Genomic DNA, 17,959 nt, shown 5'->3' with positions numbered 1-17,959 from the left:
AGAAAGTAAACTGTTGTAAATACGCTTAATTTCGCCCTAATTTGTACGTATGGCGTGCATATGTACTTCAAAAGTCCTTGCTCAGGCTGCAGCGGATGCCGGACCGAACAGCGCCTGCCAAAGCCGGGTTACGCCAGCCGCGTGTCGCTCCACCAGGGCAGGCTCGACCCGCGCTTCCCGACCCTGCAGACGCAACTGGTGCTGCAGCTTGCGCATCGCGCGGTAGGCGTCGGCGGCGCCGGCGGCGAGGGGCGGATCGATCAGGCCGAGTTCGCCACTTCGGTGCAGAAGCGCTATATTGCCGGCATTTGCCGTCAGTTGGGGATGCTGGAAAGCGTAACGCAGCACCAGGTACTGGACAATGAATTCGATGTCGATCATCCCGCCCGTGTCCTGTTTCAGGTCGAACAGGGCAGTGCGGTTCGGCATCGCCTCGTGCATGCGCCGGCGCATCTTGATCACCTCGAGCTTGAGTTCGTCTTCCTGGCTGCTCCTGTCGCGCCGCAGCACGGCTTCGCGGATAGCTTCGAAGCGCGCGCCGATGGCGGCGTCACCGGCGCAGAAGCGCGCGCGCGTGAGCGCCTGGTGCTCCCAGACCCAGGCCGCATTGTGCTGGTAGCGCTCGAAGGCGGACAGGGAACTGACCAGCATGCCGCTGGCGCCGTCCGGACGCAAGGCCGTGTCGATGTCGAACAGGATGCCGGCCGGCGTGTGCGCCGTCATCCAGGTGATGAAGCGCTGGCCGAGTTTCGCGTAGTTCGAGGGCGCCATGTCGTCCTCGTCGTCGAACAGGAAGATGACGTCCAGGTCCGAAACATAGCCCAGCTCCTTGCCGCCCAGCTTACCGTAGGCGATGACGGCGAAGCGCGGGTCCTCGCGGTGGCGCGTGGCCACCGTCTGCCAGGCCCAGCGCACCGTGGCGGCGACCACCACGTCGGCCAGTGCGGATAGATGGTCGGCGAGGCGTTCGACCGACAGTTCGCCGGCCAGGTCCAGCGCCAGCAGGCGGAACAGCTGGGCGTGGTGGGTGTCGCGCAGGATGTCGAGCTGGCGCTCGGTGTCGCCCGCGGCTTCTTCCAGCTTGGCATCGAGGCTGGCGGCCAGGTGGCTTGGTGAGTCGATGCCGCCGCGGTCGTCCAGCAGCTCGTCGAGCAGGATCGGGTGCAGGGTCAAAAAAGTCGCCGCCCAGCCGCTGGCGTGCATCATCCGGATCACGCGTTCGAGGGTGTGCGGGTATTCCGTCAGCAGCGACAGGTAGGCCGAGCGCCGGGCGATCGCTTCCAGGAAGTCGAGCAGGCGCCCGAGGGTGGCGCCATGGCTGCCGACCCCGGCTTCGCGCACGACGGTCGATACCAGCGGCAGCGCCAGGTTGACGAGCGCCAGCAGGCGCGCGCGGCTGGCGTCGGGCAGGCTCTGCAGGCGCGGCGCGGACCAGGTCGTGGCCAGGCGCCGGGCGCTTGCGGCCGGGTCGTCGTAGCCGAGGGCCCGCATGTGGGCTTCGATCGCGGCCAGGGCTTCCGGGTCGGCCGCGATCGCGTCCAGTTCGGCGCGCTCCTCGCCGGCGGGCGCGCTTTTATCCGCAAACATGTCGTCGAATTGGGCGGCGACGAAATTGCGGGTTTCCTCGAGTCGGGCGAGCAGGGTGGCCGCGTCCGGCAGGCCCATCATCGTCGCCACGGTCTCGCGGTCGGCCTCATTGGCGGGCAGGGTATGCGTCTGGGCGTCGTCCAGGTATTGCAGGCGGTGCTCGAGATTGCGCAGGAACGTGTAGGCGTCCAGCAGGCGCTCTACCGTCTCGGGCATCATCAGCTCGCGCTCGGCCAGCAGGCGCAGGGTCAGGCGCGTCGAGCGCTCGCGCAGGGCCGGGTCGCGCCCGCCGCGGATCAGCTGGAAGACCTGGGCCAGGAATTCGATCTCGCGGATGCCGCCGCGTCCCAATTTGACGTTGTTGCTGCGGTCCGGATGCAGGCGTTCCTGGCGTTTGACTTCGGCGCGGATCTGCGCATGCATGTTGCGGATCGCGTCGATCACGCCGAAATCGAGGTAGCGCCGGAACACGAAGGGCCGCACGATCGCTTCCAGCGCCGCGATGTCCTCGGGGTTGCCGGTCACGGCGCGCGCCTTGACCCAGGCATAGCGTTCCCATTCGCGGCCCTGCACGATCAGGTATTCCTCGACCATGTTCAGGCTGGCCGCCAGCGGCCCCGAGTTGCCGTTCGGGCGCAGCGCCATGTCGACGCGGAAGGTGAAACCGTCCTCGATCACTTCCGACAGCGCGCCGATCAGGCGCCGGCCCAGGCGCACGAAAAATTCGTGGTTCGACAATTCGCGCTGGTTCGGTCCGGCAGCCGTCTCGCCGTCTTCCGGATACACGAAGATCAGGTCGATGTCGGAGGAGACGTTCAGTTCGCCGCCGCCTCCCTTGCCCATCGAGAGCACCATCATTTCCTGGGGGCGGCCGGATTCGACGCCGATCGGCATGCCGTGGGCGGCCACCATCTCCGCCATCAGGTCGGCCAGGTGGGTGCGGATCGCGAAGTCGGCCAGGCCGGTCATGGCGCTGACGACTTCGTCCATGTCGGACAAGCCTTCCAGCTCGCGCCGGATCAGGGTCGCCAGCACGAGATTGCGCAGGCGCCGCATGGCGCGCGGCAGGGGAATCCCGGCTGCCAGCTCGTGCTCCAATAACGCGCCGAAATCCGGGCAAGCCAGCGATAATTGGGCCAACTGGGCGACGCGTTCTTCGCGTCCGGGTGCGCCGGCGATCCAGCGTTGATAGAAGCGCGAGGTATTGGCGGGGCAGGCAGGGGTCATCGGTGGTCCGGCACGAGAGGAAAAACGTTCCGACAAGCAGCTTGCGGTAGAATTGCCCGCCGTGCCGCCCCGGTCAGCACGATGGTAAGGTAGACGCCGCAATTCAAGCAAGCGCTCTTCTTTTAAGAACATATTTACGGCGAGCCTTTTGTTATTAGCACCCTGATGCAAAATCCGGAACCGCAGGCGCCCCCGGCGGCGCCCGTGCCGCTGGCGGAACGCTGGCGGCGCTTGCGTGCCGCCTATCGCTATGCCAACCTGGCTTCGCATCATGTACTCGGCTTCACCGTCAAGCTGACGCTGCTCGTCTACTTCGGCCTCGGCCTGCTGTTCCTCGCGCTGCGCTACGCCATCCTCCCGAATATCGACCTCTATAAAGGCGACATCGAGCGCGCCGCCAGCCGCGCGCTCGGCAACCAGGTCAGCATCGCCCGCATCTACGCCACCTGGAGCGGACTGAATCCCTCGCTGTTCCTGGGCGACGTGTCGCTCAAGGATGCGGCCGGGCGCCAGGTGCTGGCGCTGCCTTCGGTCTCGGCCACCTTTTCCTGGTGGAGCGTGCTGGCGGCCGAACCGCGTTTCGAAACGCTGGAGTTGATCCGGCCCCAGCTGGACGTGCGGCGGGGGCCGGACGGCGTGATCCAGGTCGCCGGCATGCGCATCGACCCGAAGGACGAGAAGGGCGGCGAGGGCGGCGACTGGGTGTTCCGCCAGCGCGAGATCCTGATCCGCGAAGGCCGGGTCGACTGGACCGACGCCCAGCGCGGCGCCCCGACATTGAGCCTGCGCGAAGTCGGCCTGGTACTGCAGAACCACTGGACCACGCACCGTTTTGCCCTGAAGGCCACGCCCCCGGGCGAGTTGGCCCAGCCGCTCGACGTGCGCGCGCGCTTCGCCCATCCGCGCTTCGGCGGGCGCGCCTCCGACATCGCACTCTGGAAAGGCGAACTCTACGCCGACCTGCGCGAAGCCGACCTGGCGGCCTGGCAGCGCTATATCGACTATCCCTTCGCCCTCAGCCAGGGCCGCGGCTCGCTGCGCGCCTGGATGACGCTCGATAATGCGCGCCTGGCCGGCTTCACCGCCGACCTCGCGCTGGCCGGCGTCTCGGCGCGCATCAAACCGGACCTGCCGCCGCTCAGGCTGGCGCGCGTGTCGGGCCGGCTGTCGGCCCAGGAAACCCTGTTGCCCGGCAAGGAAGACGGCAAGCCGACGTTTGGCGCCAACGGCCACACGGTGAGCCTCGACAATTTTCTGGTGGCCACGCACGACGGCCGCAGCCTGCCGCCCGCCACCCTGACCGAAACCTTCGTTCCGGCCAGGAACGGCAGGCCGCAGCAGGTTTCGGTCCAGGCGCGCCAGGTGGACCTGGCGGCCCTCAGCGAACTGGCGGCCCAGCTGCCGCTGTCGGCGTACCAAAGGCAGGCGCTGGCCGACTTCGCGCCGCGCGGACGCCTGCTCGATTTCTCGGCGTCCTGGGAAGGGCAGTATCCGCGCCTGGCCGGCTACCGCATCAAGGGGCAAGTGGCGGGATTGAGCCTGCGGCCGCAGGCGGCGCGCGAGGCGGTGCCGGCTGCGCCGGGTGCCCCGGCCGGATCGGCGCAACCTGCCATGCCGGCCTTGCCCGGCTTCGACAACCTGAGCGGCTCCATCGACGCCACCGACAAGGGCGGCAGCATCACCCTCGATTCGACCGAGCTGGCGCTGCGCATGCCGGCCTGGTTCGCCGACCCCGCCATGCCGCTTGACCGGCTGGCGCTGGGCGCGCGCTGGACCTACCAGCCGCAGGAGCAATTGCTGGTCGAGGTCGACAAGCTCGAGTTCGCGCAAGGCGCGCTGCGCGGCAATCTGTCGGGCCGCCACCTGCTGCCGTTGGGCGCGCACCACGGTCCGGGCGTGGCCGACATCGAAGGCTCGCTCGACGGCTTCCAGATCGCCCAGGTCGGCCGTTTCCTGCCGCTGGCCACGCCCGAGCACCTGCGCGACTGGCTGGCCGGGGCGCTGCAGGGCGGCATGCTGAACGACGTGCGCCTGCGCCTGCGCGGCGACCTGGCCGATTTCCCTTTCCGCGCCGATAACCCGGCAACGCGCGCGAAGGGCGAGTTCCGCGTCGCCGGGCGCCTGCACAATGCCGTGCTGGAATATGCGCCAGGCCACCGCACGCCGGACAACAAGCCGGCCTGGCCGCTGGCCGAAGCCATCAACGGCAGCATCGTGTTCGACCGCGCGCGCATGGAGATCGTGGGCGAGACCCTGCGCACCCAGGGCCTGAACCTGAGCAATGTGCGCGCCGTGATCCCGAACCTCGGCTCGCACGAATCGCAGCTCGACATCGACGGCAACGCCGCCGGCGCGCTGCAGGACTTCCTGCGCTATGTCGCCGCTAGCCCGGTGCTGGGCTGGATCGGGCACTTTACGGAAGACACGCTCGGCACCGGCAACGCCAAATTGGGCCTGAAGCTGCAGATGCCGCTGGCGGACCTGCATGAAACCAAGGTGCAGGGCGCGCTGCAGTTGCTGGAGAACGAGGTGCGCCTGTTCCCGGACCTGCCGCCGCTGCAGGCGGCCGTCGGCAAGGTCGAGTTCACCGAGCGCGGCGTCAACCTGAACGGCGTCGGCGCGAATTTCCTGGGCGGGCCGGTGGCGCTGTCCGGCGGCACCCAGCGCGATGGCGCCATCGCGATCCGCCTGGGCGGTACCCTGTCGGCCGAGGGCATGCGCCGGACCGCGCCGGCGCCGGCCCTGGCGCGCCTCGGGCAGCGCCTGTCGGGCAGCACGCGTTACACCGGCCTGATTGGCCTGCGCGACCATCAACTCAGCATTACGCTCGATTCCAGTCTTGCCGGCCTCGGCATCGAATTGCCGGCGCCGCTGAACAAGCCTGAAGCCGATGCCTTGCCGCTGCGCTTCGTGCTCAATGGCGCCCCGACGACACCGGAGGGGGCGGGTCGCGACGAACTGCGCCTGTCGCTGGGCAATGCGGTGGCCGCGCGCTACCTGCGCAGCAGGGCGCCGCGCGGTGCCTGGACCGTGGAGCGCGGCGGCATCGGCGTCAACCTGCCGGCGCCCGAGCCGGACGAGGGCATGATGATCAACGTCGACATGAAGTCGGTCAACGTCGATGCCTGGCTGGCCGCGGGACGGGCGATCGCGGGCGAGGACACGGGAACGGCCAGCGCAGGCCCGGCGGGACCGAACTTCTCCCAATACGTGCTGCCGACCACCATCGCCGCGCGCGCCTCGGAACTCTTCATCGGCGAGCGGCGCATGGCCGACGTCGTGGTCGGCGCCACCCACCGGGGAACGGCCTGGCAGGCCAACATCCACTCGCGCCAGGCCACCGGCTACCTCACCTGGAGCGAAGGGCAGGGGCAGGGCGTGGGCAAGGTCACGGCGCGCCTGGCTTCGCTCGTGATTCCGGAATCGCAGGCGGCCGACGTGAAGGACCTGCTCGAATCGAACCGCGGCGCCAGCGCCACCATTCCGGCGCTCGACATCGTGGCCGAACGTTTCGAGCTCTTCAACAAGCAGTTCGGCCGCCTCGACCTGCAGGCGAGCAATGTCCAGGCCCTGGCCGGCAAGGAATGGCGCATCGACCGCCTGTCGCTGACCAATCCGGACGGCCAATTGAAGGCCACCGGACGCTGGCTGACCAAGGACGGCAAGAGCAATACCGGCATGAATTTCACGCTCGACATCCTCGATGCCGGGCGCCTGCTCGACCGCCTCGGCTTCCCGGAAACCCTGCGCCGAGGCAAGGGCAAACTGTCGGGCGACCTGTCCTGGGCCGGCTTGCCCTACGCGCTCGACATTCCGAGCCTGTCGGGCCAGATCGAGATGAACGTGACCGGCGGCCAGTTCCTGAAGCAGGATCCGGGCGCCGCCAAGCTGCTGGGCGTGCTCAGCCTGCAGGCCCTGCCGCGCCTGCTGAAGCTCGACTTCCACGACGTGTTCTCGGAAGGCCTGGCGTTCGATGGCATCAGCGCGAACGCGATGATCACGCGCGGCGTCGTCAAGACCGACAACCTCAAGATGCATGGCGTGGCGGCTACCGTGCTGATGGAAGGCACGGCCGACATCGCCAACGAATCGACCGACCTGCACGTGGTCGTGATTCCCGAATTCAACCTCGGCACCGGACCGCTGGTCTACGGCCTGGCGGTCAACCCGGTGATCGGCCTCGGCTCCTACCTGGCGCAGCTGTTCCTGCGCGCGCCGGTGATGAAGGCGCTGACTTATCACATGCGGGTTACGGGACCGTGGAAATCGCCTACCATTGTCAAACTCGACAACCCGCCGCCCGCCGCGGCCGCCAAAGCGAAGGAATAAGACATGACCCGTGTCGCCGCAGTCCAGATGGTGTCCACCCCCGACGTCACCCATAACCTCGCGACCGCGCGCCGCCTGGTGGGCCAGGCCGCCGCCGGCGGCGCCACGCTCGTGACCCTGCCCGAATACTGGCCGATCATGGGCATGACGGACGCCGACAAGGTCGGGCATGCCGAACCCGAGGGCAGCGGCCCGATCCAGGATTGCATGGCCGCGCTGGCGCGCGAGCACGGCATCTGGCTGATCGGCGGCACGCTGCCCCTGCGTTCGCTTGAAGACGGCAAGGTGCTCAACACCACGCTCGTGTACGACCCGAGCGGGGCGCCCGTGAGCCGCTACGACAAGATCCACCTGTTCGGCTTCAACAAGGGCAGCGAATCCTACGACGAGGCGCGCACCATCGTGCCCGGCGCGGCCGTCGGCAGCTTCGACGCCCCGTTCGGGCGCGTCGGCCTGTCGGTCTGCTACGACCTGCGCTTCCCCGAACTCTACCGTGCGATGGGCGAGTGCGCCCTGATCGTGGTGCCGGCCGCCTTTACCCACACCACCGGCAGCGCCCACTGGGAAGTCCTGCTGCGCGCCCGCGCCATCGAGAACCAGTGCTACGTGCTGGCCTCGGCCCAGGGCGGCACGCATGCCAATGGCCGCCGTACTTTCGGGCACAGCATGCTGGTCGATCCCTGGGGCGAAGTGAAAGACGTGCTGCGCGAGGGTGAAGGCGTGGTGTCGGGCGAACTCGATCCGGCTTTCCTGGCTTCGGTGCGCGAGAGCTTGCCGGCGCTGAAGCACCGCAAAATGTAATCTTGCCCACACCCGCGTCCGCATCGGTACGATCCAACCGGATATGGCACAATGCCCCCATCCAACCGAGACCGAGACAAAGACGCAAAATGACTCCATTCGAACCGAACCTTTCTTCCCTGGCTGTCGCACGCGATGTGCTGCTGACGCCGTTTGGCCTCGACGAAGGCAAGTTGCTGCGCACGCTGGGCACGATGTTCACCCACAAGGTCGATTACGCCGACCTGTATTTCCAGTTCACCAAGAGCGAAGGCTGGAGCCTGGAAGAGGGCATCGTCAAGACCGGCAGCTTCTCGATCGACCAGGGCGTGGGCGTGCGCGCCATCTCGGGCGAGAAGACGGCCTTTGCCTACTCCGATGAAATTTCCGAATCCGCGCTGCTGGACGCCGCGGCCGCGACGCGCACCATCGCGCGCGCCGGCGCCGGCCGCGTGAAGGTAGCTGCCGCGACGACGCCGACCGGCGGCCGTTCGCTCTACCTGCCGCGCGACCCGCTCGCTTCGCTCGACGCCACCGCCAAGGTCAAGCTGCTCGAGCGCGTCGAGAAGATGGCGCGCGCCAAGGATCCGCGCGTGGTGCAGGTGATGGCGGGCCTGGCCGGCGAATACGACGTGGTGCTGGTGGTGCGCAGCGACGGCGTGCTGGCGGCCGACATCCGCCCGCTGGTGCGCGTGTCCGTCACCGTCATCGCCGAGCAGAACGGCCGGCGCGAGACCGGTTCCTCGGGCGGCGGCGGCCGTTTCGACTACGGTTACTTTGACGACGAGATCCTCGACCGCTACGCGACCGAAGCAGTCAAGTCGGCGCTGGTGAACCTGGAAGCGCGTCCGGCGCCGGCCGGCCCGATGACCATCGTGCTCGGCCCGGGCTGGCCCGGCGTGCTGCTGCACGAAGCCGTCGGCCACGGCCTGGAAGGCGACTTCAACCGCAAGGGTTCGTCCTCGTATGCCGGCATGATCGGCCAGCGCGTCGCGGCCAAGGGCGTGACGGTGGTCGACGACGGCACCCTGAAGGACCGCCGCGGCTCGCTCAACATGGACGACGAAGGCAACCCGACCCAGTGCACGACCCTGATCGAGGACGGCATCTTGAAGGGCTATATTCAGGACACGATGAACGCGCGCCTGATGAAGATGCCGATCACCGGCAACGCGCGCCGCGAATCCTTCGCCCACCTGCCGATGCCGCGCATGACCAACACCTACATGCTGGCGGGCGACAAGGACCCGGCCGAAATCCTGGCCTCGGTCAAGAACGGCCTGTACGCGGTCAACTTCGGCGGCGGCCAGGTCGACATCACCAACGGCAAGTTCGTGTTCTCGGCCAGCGAGGCCTACATGATCGAAGACGGCAAGGTGACCTACCCGGTGAAGGGCGCGACCCTGATCGGCAACGGCCCGGACGTCATGAACCGCATCTCGATGATCGGCAACGACATGTCGCTCGACTCGGGCGTGGGCGTGTGCGGCAAGGAGGGACAAAGCGTGCCGGTGGGCGTGGGACAGCCGACGCTGCGGATCGATGGCGTGACGGTGGGCGGTACTGCGTAATTCGCGCTGCTGCGATGAGGGAATGCCCGGCAAGCCGGGCATTTTTTTTGTCCAATACTCTACAGCGGAAGGCGTAGGGTGGGCGCCCTGTGCCCACCGAAACGATGCGCTAACGCGGCGCTTGCCGCTGGTGGGCACGGGGTGCCCACCCTACAGTTAAAACTTGTAGGTCAGCCGCGCGTACACCGTCCCGCCGAGCGGGGCCCTGTAACGCGGATCCTGGCCTGCCGTCAGAAGGTATAGCGCGCTCCGATGTTGTAAGTCCGTCCCACCGCGCCCTGGTAATCGAGCGGGTTGAAGGACTGGGCGCCGAAGGTCAGCGGGTCGAGCGGCGCGATCTTGTCGAGCAGGTTCTCGATCGAGCCGAACACCTCCAGGTTGGGCATCGGTTTCCAGCGCAGCACCAGGTCGAAGACCGTGAACGAGGCGATTTCGCAACCGGCCGGCGCGTCGTCGCCATTGGCGAAGTGGCTGGCGCAGGGGGCGCCCTTGAAGCGCACGTTGTCGATCGGCGCGCGGTAGTTCGCGTTCAGCGCCACGCGCCAGTCGGTCCAGTCCCAGGCGGCGCGCAGATTGACCCGGTGGTCCGGGGTGCCGATACAGTTGGTGACGTCGCAGTTGCCGTGGGTGCCGGCAAAATCGCGCGAGCTGCCGTCGCGTTCGGTGCGCTCCCACTTGTCGATATACGTCCACTTGCCGTCGAGCAGGAGATTGCCCCAGCCATTCGGCAGGCGGTGCGTGTAGCGGGCGTCGAGGTCGATGCCGCGCACTTCGGACTGCGCCGAATTGACGTAGTTCGCGAGCACTGCCGTGATGGCGCCCGGGTCGCCGGGAATGCCCACTTCCGCCGTGGATGGGTCGCGCGCCACGCTGCCGTTGGCAATGGCGACATCGACCAGCTCCTGGTTGATTTCGTTTTTGCGCTTGATGCGCCAGAAGTCGACCGAGATGCTGGTGCGCGGCAGCGGATCCCAGACGATGCCGATGTTGAAGTTCTTCGAGCGCTCCGGCGACAGGTCGGGGTTGGGCGAGGTGACGAGCGCGATCGCGGCCGGATCGCAGGCGGCTTCCACGCCCAGGCTGCAGCGCAGCGGGTCGGCGGCGGTGGAGAATGCCGCCAGCCCGCCGACGCCGTTCTCGGCCGGGCTCGGGGCACGGAAACCCCGGGAGAAGGTGCCGCGCAGCGCCAGCTGGCGCGAGGGCTGCCACTTGACGCCGACCTTCGGGGTGTAGGAGTTGCCCACATCCGTGAAATGGTCCCAGCGCAGCGCGCCGGTCACCTCCAGCCCGGGCAGCACGGGGGCGAGCGCCTCGCCATACAAGGCGAACACGTTGCGCGCGCCGCGGAATGCCGAATAGCCGAGGCCGATGATGTTGCCGCGTTCGGTGCCGGTGACCGGTTTCAGCTCGGACTCCTCGCGCCGCCATTCGGCGCCGGCCGCCACGCCGATCGCGCCGCCGGCCAGTTTGCCGAATTCGCGCGTGACCTTGAGGTCGCCCTGGATGATCTTGGAGTGGGCGTCGGCCCCGATCGTGGGCGAGAGCGCCGCGTACACGGCCGGGTCGTTCAGGCCGGCATTCTCGGCAATGCGCCAGACGGTACCCGGCGGCAGCGCGGCATAGGCCGGGCTGTTTGCCAGCGCGGCTGCGACGTTGGCAGGGCTCGGATCGAGCAGGGCGAAGGTGACGTCGCGCTGCAGGTAGCCGTTGCGGTTGTTCTGCACCGTGCTGCGCGAAAACAGCAGCGCGCTGTCGTACTCCCAGCCAGCCAGGGTGCCGCGCACGCCGGCCAGCGCGCGCACGAAGAAGGAGTCGAATGTCGAGGTGCGCGGGCCGACGTCGGCCGGCAAATAGCGCAGGCGGGCCGCCGTGCCGAAGTACGGGTTGTCGGGATGGGCGGCACCGAGCTGCACGCCGGCGTTGCTGACCGGGCCGCCCGGGAAGCCGGCATTGCCGCTGATCGAGCTGGGCGTGGTCGAGGTTGCGGTCTTGCTGGAGTACAGGTTCACCTCGGTGTAGCCCTCGATGTCCGGTGTCAGGCGCCAGGTGCCGCGTCCGAACAGGCTGTAGTTCTCCTGCTGCGGCTGGACCTGGTTGTAGACCTGGGTCGAGTCGATCAGGCAGCCGCCGCCGGGATCGCCCTGCGGGTGGCTGGTGAAATTCGCACAGGCCGCGCCCGGGAACAGCTGGGTGAAGCCGGTTGCCGGGGACAGGTTGCCGCGGTTGAAGTAGTCGTTCGTGGCCGGGTTGCGCACGTTGCCGTTGATCGCATTGCCGGAGGCGTTGTTGCCGGTGATGGCGCCGGTACCGCCCAGCGCTTCCTGAGCCGAAAAGCCCCAGGGGCGCAGGTCGATGCGGCCGACCTGGCGGCGGTCGGTGCGCTCGCGCAGCCAGATGTTGTTGCTGCGTTTGAATTCGAAATTGAGCAGCCCATTGAAGCCGTCGCGGTCGAGGTCGCCGAAACCGTGGGTGATGGCGAAGTTCTGCTTCTCTCCATCCCATTCCTCCGTGATGCCGAGCGAAGCGCGCACGGCTGTGCCTTTGAGGTCGCGGCGCAGGATGATGTTGACGACGCCGGCAATGGCGTCGGAGCCGTAGATGGCCGACGCGCCATCCTTCAGGATCTCGACGCGTTCGACCGCATCGGTCGGGATGACGTTGAGGTCGGCAAACACTTTCTGGCCGTCGTCGGCCAGGCCGTAGGGCGCCATGCGCCGTCCGTTGAGCAGCACCAGCGTCGAAGCGGCGCCGAGGCCGCGCAGCGAGATGCCCGTGGCGCCGGCCGCGAAACCGTTGCCGAAGCCGGCCGGCACCGAGCCCTGATTGTCGACCGCCAGGGTCTGCAGCAGTTCGGACACGGTGGTCTTGCCGGAGCGTTCGATGTCGGCGCGGTTGACGGTCAGCACCGAGGACGCGGTTTCGGCTTCGGCGCGGCGGATGTTACTGCCGGTGACGACGACGCGTGCCACCGGCTGCTCGGCCGCTTGCTGCGCCGCTGCCTGCGGCTGCGCCAGCAAGGCCAGGCCGATCGCGCCGCCGCCGGCGAACAGGCGGCGCACGGATCGGGATAACAAGGTTTCGTTCATGTCCGGACTCCAAGGGTTGTGAGGTTTCACATTCCCATCCAGGCGCCGCAGCTTAATTAACCTCATGGTCTGGAGCGAAGCGAGCTGATCCAGCACAAAGAAACGCAGCTGAACGGGGGCTTGCCTCGACTTTTGCAGTCATGACAAGGCCATGTCTGATATCCCTCAAACAGAAGTCTCCTGTTCAAAATGCTGTCGGTTTGTCGCAACCACTTGCCAGTCATTCCCACTTGGTGCCGCAAATGACGCAGTGCGACAAAACGCTTGCCAAGCTTCATAGCCAAGGGTTATAGTCGTTTTAACCATTTCGGATTCCCTATGCGCAACGCTGCCTTCTTTACCTATTTTTGGTTTAGCCATTCCAGCCTTCAGGCGGTGGAGTAGCGGCAGGTTCACGCAGCAAGAGAACAGCCCGAACGACCAGAAACCGCCAGCGATGGCGGTTTTTTCATTTGCAGCCCAGATAAACGAAACGGAGTACCGCATGCCTCGTACCGACGATCTACGCATCCGCGAAATGAAGGAATTGACGCCGCCCTCGCACCTGATCCGCGAGTTTCCGGTGACGCCCGCGGCCGAAGACACCGCATCCGCGGCGCGGGTGGCGCTGCACCGCATCCTGCACGGCCAGGACGACCGCCTGATGGTGGTGATCGGCCCATGCTCGATCCACGACCCGAAGGCCGCGATGGAATACGCGCGTCGCCTGGTCGAGCAGCGCCGCCGCTTCATCGGCGAGCTCGAGATCGTGATGCGGGTGTATTTCGAGAAGCCGCGCACCACGGTCGGCTGGAAGGGGATGATCAACGACCCCTATATGGACAACAGCTTCCGCATCAATGACGGCCTGCGCATGGCGCGCGAGCTGCTACGCGACGTCAATGAGATGGGTTTGCCGGCCGGGACCGAATTCCTCGACGTGATCAGCCCGCAGTACATCGCCGACCTGATCAGTTGGGGCGCGATCGGCGCGCGCACCACCGAATCGCAGGTGCACCGCGAACTGGCCTCCGGCCTGTCCTGCCCGGTCGGCTTCAAGAACGGGACTGACGGCAACATCAAGATCGCGGTGGAAGCGATCAAGGCGGCCTCGACGCCGCACCATTTCCTGTCGGTGACCAAGGGCGGCCACTCGGCCATCGTCTCGACCGCCGGCAACGAGGACTGCCACATCATCCTGCGCGGCGGCAAGGCGCCGAACTACGACGCCGCCAGCGTGGAGGACGCCAGCCGCCAGATCGCCGCCCTGGGTCTCGCTTCGCGCCTGATGATCGACGCCTCGCATGCGAACAGCTCGAAGAAGCCGGAAAACCAGGTGCCGGTGTGCGCCGACATCGCGCGCCAGGTCGCCGCCGGCGACGAGCGCATCGTCGGCGTGATGGTCGAATCGCACCTGCTGGCCGGGCGCCAGGACCTGGTGCCGGGCAAGGAGCTGACCTATGGGCAGTCGGTGACCGACGGCTGCATCGACTGGGAGACCAGCGTGGGGGTGCTGGAAGGACTGGCGGCGGCGGTGCGCCAGCGCCGGCTGCGCGAGGACGCGTAAGGAAGGGGGGCATCGCCCCCAGGTTATAGGTCAACAACAGAACTTGATGACCCGCCCGCGGCAAATTGCGTTATCGTGAGCGTTTTTCAAACGGCCGAGCCAGGCAAGCTGCGGCCGCGGGAAGCTCCATGCTGGCTTACATACTCAGGCGCCTGTGGCAAATGCTGCCGACCATGGCAGGCGTCATCGTGCTCGTCTTCGTGCTCTTCAACTGGGTGGGCGGCGATCCGTCCTATCTGTTGGCGGGCAAGATGGCCGACGAGGCGGCGATCGCGAACATCCGCGCCCAGCTCGGCATCGACCAACCGTACTATGTTCAGCTCGGCATCTTCCTGAAGCAGATCGCGAGCTTCGATTTCGGCAATGCCTGGAGCACGGGCGAACCGGTGTCGCACATCATCGCCAGCCGCCTTGGCCCCTCGCTGACGGTGCTGGTGCCGCTGACCATCCTGGAAACCCTGTTCGGCATCGCGCTGGCCCTGGCCATCGCTTTCGTACGCGGCTCGCTGACGGACCGCGCCGTGATGGTGGCCTGCACGGTCGGCATGTCGATCTCGATCCTGGTCTACATCATCGTGTTCCAGTATTTCTTCGCCTATAAACTCGGCCTGTTCCCGGTGCAGGGCTGGGGAGAAAGCCTGGGCGAGAACCTGCTGCGCTATGCGCTGCTGCCGATCATCATCGGCCTGGCCGTCTCGATCGCGCCGACCCTACGCCTGTACCGCAGCTTCGTGCTCGACGAAGTGCATCAGGACTATGTGCGCACGGCACGCGCGAAGGGCTTGCCGGAGCGGCGCATCGTCTGGGTCCACGTGCTCAGGAATGCCGCGATTCCGATCATCACCCACGTGATGGCGAATCTGCCGGCGCTCCTGATCGGCGCTTTTCTGCTCGAACGTTTCTTCGGCATTCCCGGCATCGGGCGCGAAGTCATCCTGGCCGTGGAGCGCAGCGATTTCCCCGTCATCAAGGCGATTACCGTGTACGTCGCGGCGGCAACCATGGTGTTCAACCTGCTGGCCGACCTGCTGTATGGCGCGGTCGATCCACGTGTGCAATTGAAATGATGACGAACGAATTGCATTCGCCCGGCCTCTGGACGCTCGCCTGGCGCCGCCTGCGCGCCGACCGCATCGCGATGGCGGCGCTGGCCGTCGTCGGCGCCTTCATCCTCTTGCTGCTGCTGTCCTGGAGCGGACTGGTGGCGAACGATTGGGAAGAGGAGGTGGCGGTCAATTACGCGCCGCCTACTTTTGTGGGACCCGATGCCGCGAGCGCCGCGCTGGCCCGTCCGCAGGCGCCGGTGCCGCCGAATGCCTTCGATCCGCTGGCGCAGGAACTCGAAGTCTTGAAGGCCGAGGTGCAAGCGAGTCACCCTCCGCGCGCCAAGGCAGTGACCTTGCCTTTCGGCGCCGACAAGTGGGGCCACGACGTGCTGAAAAAAACCATCAAGGGCGGCGAGACCTCGATCGTCGTCGGCCTGGTGGCGGCTTTCGTGGCGGTGGCGCTGGGAACCTTGTTCGGCGCGCTGTCCGGCTTTTTTGGCGGCGTGGTCGACGACCTGTTCAACTGGTTCTACAGCATCTTTACCTCGATCCCCTCGATCCTGATGATCCTGACGGTGGCCGCCGTGCTGCAGCAGAAGGGCGTGATGACGATCGTGCTGATCCTGGGTCTCACCGGCTGGACCGGGCCCTATCGCCTGATCCGCGCCGAGTACATCAAGCACAAGGCGCGCGAATACGTGATGGCGGCCGATGCGATCGGGGCATCGAGCTGGCGCAAGATGTTCTCCCACATTTTCCCGAACGTCTCGCACGTGGCCCTGGTGCAGTTGTCGATCCTCGTCGTCGGCTTCATCAAGGCCGAAGTGATCCTGTCTTTCCTGGGTTTCGGCGTGCCGGTCGGGACCGTGTCCTGGGGCAGCATGCTGAACGAAGCGCAGAACGAACTGATCCTGGGTAAATGGTGGCAGCTGGCGGCCGCGGCCGGCGCGATGGCGCTGCTGGTGACGGCATTCAGTTTGTTCACCGATGCGTTGCGCGACGCGCTCGATCCGAAACTCAAATGACACACGATACCGACATGCTCCTCCAGGTGCGCGACCTGCGCATCGCCTTCCGCGTCGATAAGAAAAACACGGTCGAAGCGATCAAGGGCATTTCCTTCGATGTGCCGAGGAATGCCACCGTCGCCCTGGTCGGCGAATCGGGCAGCGGCAAGTCGGTCAGCTCGCTCGCCGTGATGGGCCTGCTGCCGCCCGAGACGACCATCATCGAGCCGGGCTCGCAGGTGCTGTTCGACGGGCGCGAGCTGCTGCAATTGCCGCCGGCCGCGCGCCGTGGATTGTGCGGCAAGGACATCGCCATGATTTTCCAGGAGCCGATGTCCTCCTTGAATCCCGTGTTCACGGTCGGCTTCCAGATCGGCGAGGTGCTGCAGCGGCACATGGGCATGGGCAAGCGCGCGGCGCGCACGCGTACTTTGGAACTGCTGGAAGAGGTCGGCATTCCCGACCCGGCCAACAAGATCGACGCCTATCCCGGCCAGATGTCGGGCGGGCAGCAGCAGCGCGTGATGATCGCGATGGCGATCGCCTGCGAGCCGAAACTGCTGATCGCCGACGAGCCGACCACGGCGCTCGACGTGACGATCCAGAAGCAGATCATGGAGCTGATCGCGGCGCTGCAGAAGAAGCACCGCATGTCGGTCCTGTTCATCACCCACGACCTCGGGCTGGTGGGCGAGATTGCCGACCGCGTGATCGTGATGCGCCATGGCGAAGTGCGCGAGGAGGGCAGTGCGGCCCAGGTGTTCGGCGCGCCGCGCGACGCCTACACGCGCGCGCTGCTGCATTGCCGGCCGAGCCTGGATAGCCGTCCGGTGCGGCTGCCCGTGATCGACGATTACCTCAGCGGCCGCAGCGACCCGCTCGACGTGCTGCCGCAGCGCACGCGCGGGTACGCCGCCGGCGACGACAACGTGCTGGTGGTGCAGAACCTGGCCAAGAGTTTTACGCTGCGCGAAGGCCTGTTCGGCAAGCGCGTCTTCCACGCGGTAAAAAACGTGTCGTTCACGCTGCCGCGCGGGAAAACCCTGGGCGTGGTCGGCGAATCGGGTTCCGGCAAGACCACGGTCGGCCTGACCCTGCTGCGCCTGCACCGCGCCACCGGCGGCAGCGCCCACTTCGACGGACGCGACCTGTTCGCGCTGTCGGACCGCGAGTATGCGGCCTATAAGCGGCGCATCCAGATCATCTTCCAGAACCCGTATGCTTCGCTGAATCCGCGCTTTACGGTTGGCCAGATCCTGCTGGAACCGATGCGCATCCACGGCATCGGCGCAAGCGAGCACGAACGCACCAAAACAGTGCAAAATTTGCTGGAGCGGGTTGGCCTGCCGGCCCAGGCCTTCCACCGCTATCCGCACGAGTTTTCCGGCGGCCAGCGCCAGCGCATCGCGATCGCGCGCTGCCTGACGATGAAGCCGGAAATCCTGGTCTGCGACGAATCGGTCTCGGCGCTCGACGTTTCGGTGCAGGCCCAGGTGCTGAACCTGCTGCAGGACCTGCAGGATGAGTACAAGCTGAGCTACATCTTCATCTCCCACGATTTATCCGTGGTGCGCTACATCGCCGACCGGGTGATGGTGATGCACCATGGCAGCGTGGTCGAGATGGCCGATTCGGACGAGCTGTACCGCAATCCCCGGCATCCTTATACGCAATCGCTGCTGGCGGCGATTCCACGCCTGGCCTGAAGATAGGGAAGGCGCCAAAAGCGTTGCAAAAACCCTGCGGCCGCCAGCTGGAAACAGGGATTTGGGCTACCATG

General features: G+C 66.6%; 10 protein-coding genes. 7 read left to right on the top strand and 3 right to left on the bottom strand.

The annotated features are described in order from the left end of the window. Window positions 1-81 precede the first annotated feature (81 nt). Window positions 82-2,814, bottom strand: coding sequence for a bifunctional [glutamate--ammonia ligase]-adenylyl-L-tyrosine phosphorylase/[glutamate--ammonia-ligase] adenylyltransferase (gene glnE / locus ACFPQ5_RS01150; protein WP_379751075.1), 2,733 nt, complete (start codon window positions 2,812-2,814; stop codon window positions 82-84). 165 nt (window positions 2,815-2,979) lie between these two features. Between glnE and ACFPQ5_RS01145 the strand changes: the two genes are divergently transcribed. The 3 genes from ACFPQ5_RS01145 (at window position 2,980) to tldD (ending at window position 9,494) form a co-directional block, all read left to right on the top strand. Continuing rightward, a complete protein-coding gene (locus tag ACFPQ5_RS01145; protein ID WP_379751073.1) occupies window positions 2,980-7,143 on the top strand; it encodes a YhdP family protein in 4,164 nt (1,387 codons plus the stop codon). A 3-nt stretch (window positions 7,144-7,146) separates the two neighbouring features. Then, on the top strand, window positions 7,147-7,944 hold the full coding sequence (locus tag ACFPQ5_RS01140) for a carbon-nitrogen hydrolase family protein (RefSeq protein ID WP_379751071.1): 798 nt from the start codon (window positions 7,147-7,149) through the stop codon (window positions 7,942-7,944). Window positions 7,945-8,033: 89 nt separating this feature from the next. Beyond that, window positions 8,034-9,494, top strand: coding sequence for a metalloprotease TldD (gene tldD / locus ACFPQ5_RS01135; RefSeq protein WP_379751069.1), 1,461 nt, complete (start codon window positions 8,034-8,036; stop codon window positions 9,492-9,494). A gap of 230 nt (window positions 9,495-9,724) precedes the next feature. Here tldD and ACFPQ5_RS01130 read toward each other — a convergent pair whose 3' ends face one another. Both ACFPQ5_RS01130 and ACFPQ5_RS01125 read right to left on the bottom strand, forming a co-directional pair. Then, entirely contained in the window at window positions 9,725-12,580 is a 2,856-nt protein-coding gene (locus ACFPQ5_RS01130; protein WP_379751067.1) for a TonB-dependent receptor, read from the bottom strand. Window positions 12,581-12,745: 165 nt separating this feature from the next. Next, on the bottom strand, window positions 12,746-13,066 hold the full coding sequence (locus tag ACFPQ5_RS01125) for a hypothetical protein (protein ID WP_379751065.1): 321 nt from the start codon (window positions 13,064-13,066) through the stop codon (window positions 12,746-12,748). On the opposite strand from ACFPQ5_RS01125, the gene aroG reads away from it, so the two are divergent. The 4 genes from aroG (at window position 13,065) to ACFPQ5_RS01105 (ending at window position 17,885) form a co-directional block, all read left to right on the top strand. Continuing rightward, the gene (aroG, locus tag ACFPQ5_RS01120; protein WP_379751063.1) at window positions 13,065-14,126 is read left to right on the top strand and encodes a 3-deoxy-7-phosphoheptulonate synthase AroG; all 1,062 of its coding nucleotides are present in this window, start codon (window positions 13,065-13,067) and stop codon (window positions 14,124-14,126) included. The two genes, ACFPQ5_RS01125 and aroG, sit on opposite strands and share 2 nt — an antisense overlap. Window positions 14,127-14,254: 128 nt before the next feature. Further along, window positions 14,255-15,193 (top strand): ABC transporter permease, encoded by a 939-nt coding sequence (locus tag ACFPQ5_RS01115; RefSeq protein ID WP_379751061.1) that lies wholly within the window; start codon window positions 14,255-14,257, stop codon window positions 15,191-15,193. Next, window positions 15,190-16,197 (top strand): ABC transporter permease, encoded by a 1,008-nt coding sequence (locus tag ACFPQ5_RS01110; RefSeq protein ID WP_379751059.1) that lies wholly within the window; start codon window positions 15,190-15,192, stop codon window positions 16,195-16,197. The genes ACFPQ5_RS01115 and ACFPQ5_RS01110 overlap by 4 nt, the downstream gene beginning before the upstream one ends. Beyond that, the gene (locus ACFPQ5_RS01105; protein WP_379751057.1) at window positions 16,194-17,885 is read left to right on the top strand and encodes an ABC transporter ATP-binding protein; all 1,692 of its coding nucleotides are present in this window, start codon (window positions 16,194-16,196) and stop codon (window positions 17,883-17,885) included. The genes ACFPQ5_RS01110 and ACFPQ5_RS01105 overlap by 4 nt, the downstream gene beginning before the upstream one ends. Window positions 17,886-17,959 lie beyond the last annotated feature (74 nt).

The sequence above is a fragment of the Massilia suwonensis genome (genome assembly GCF_042655665.1).
GTDB classification, from domain to species: Bacteria; Pseudomonadota; Gammaproteobacteria; order Burkholderiales; family Burkholderiaceae_D; genus Telluria; species Telluria suwonensis.
Note: the sequence above shows the minus strand (reverse complement) of the source record. Positions and strands in the feature narration are given on the sequence as shown.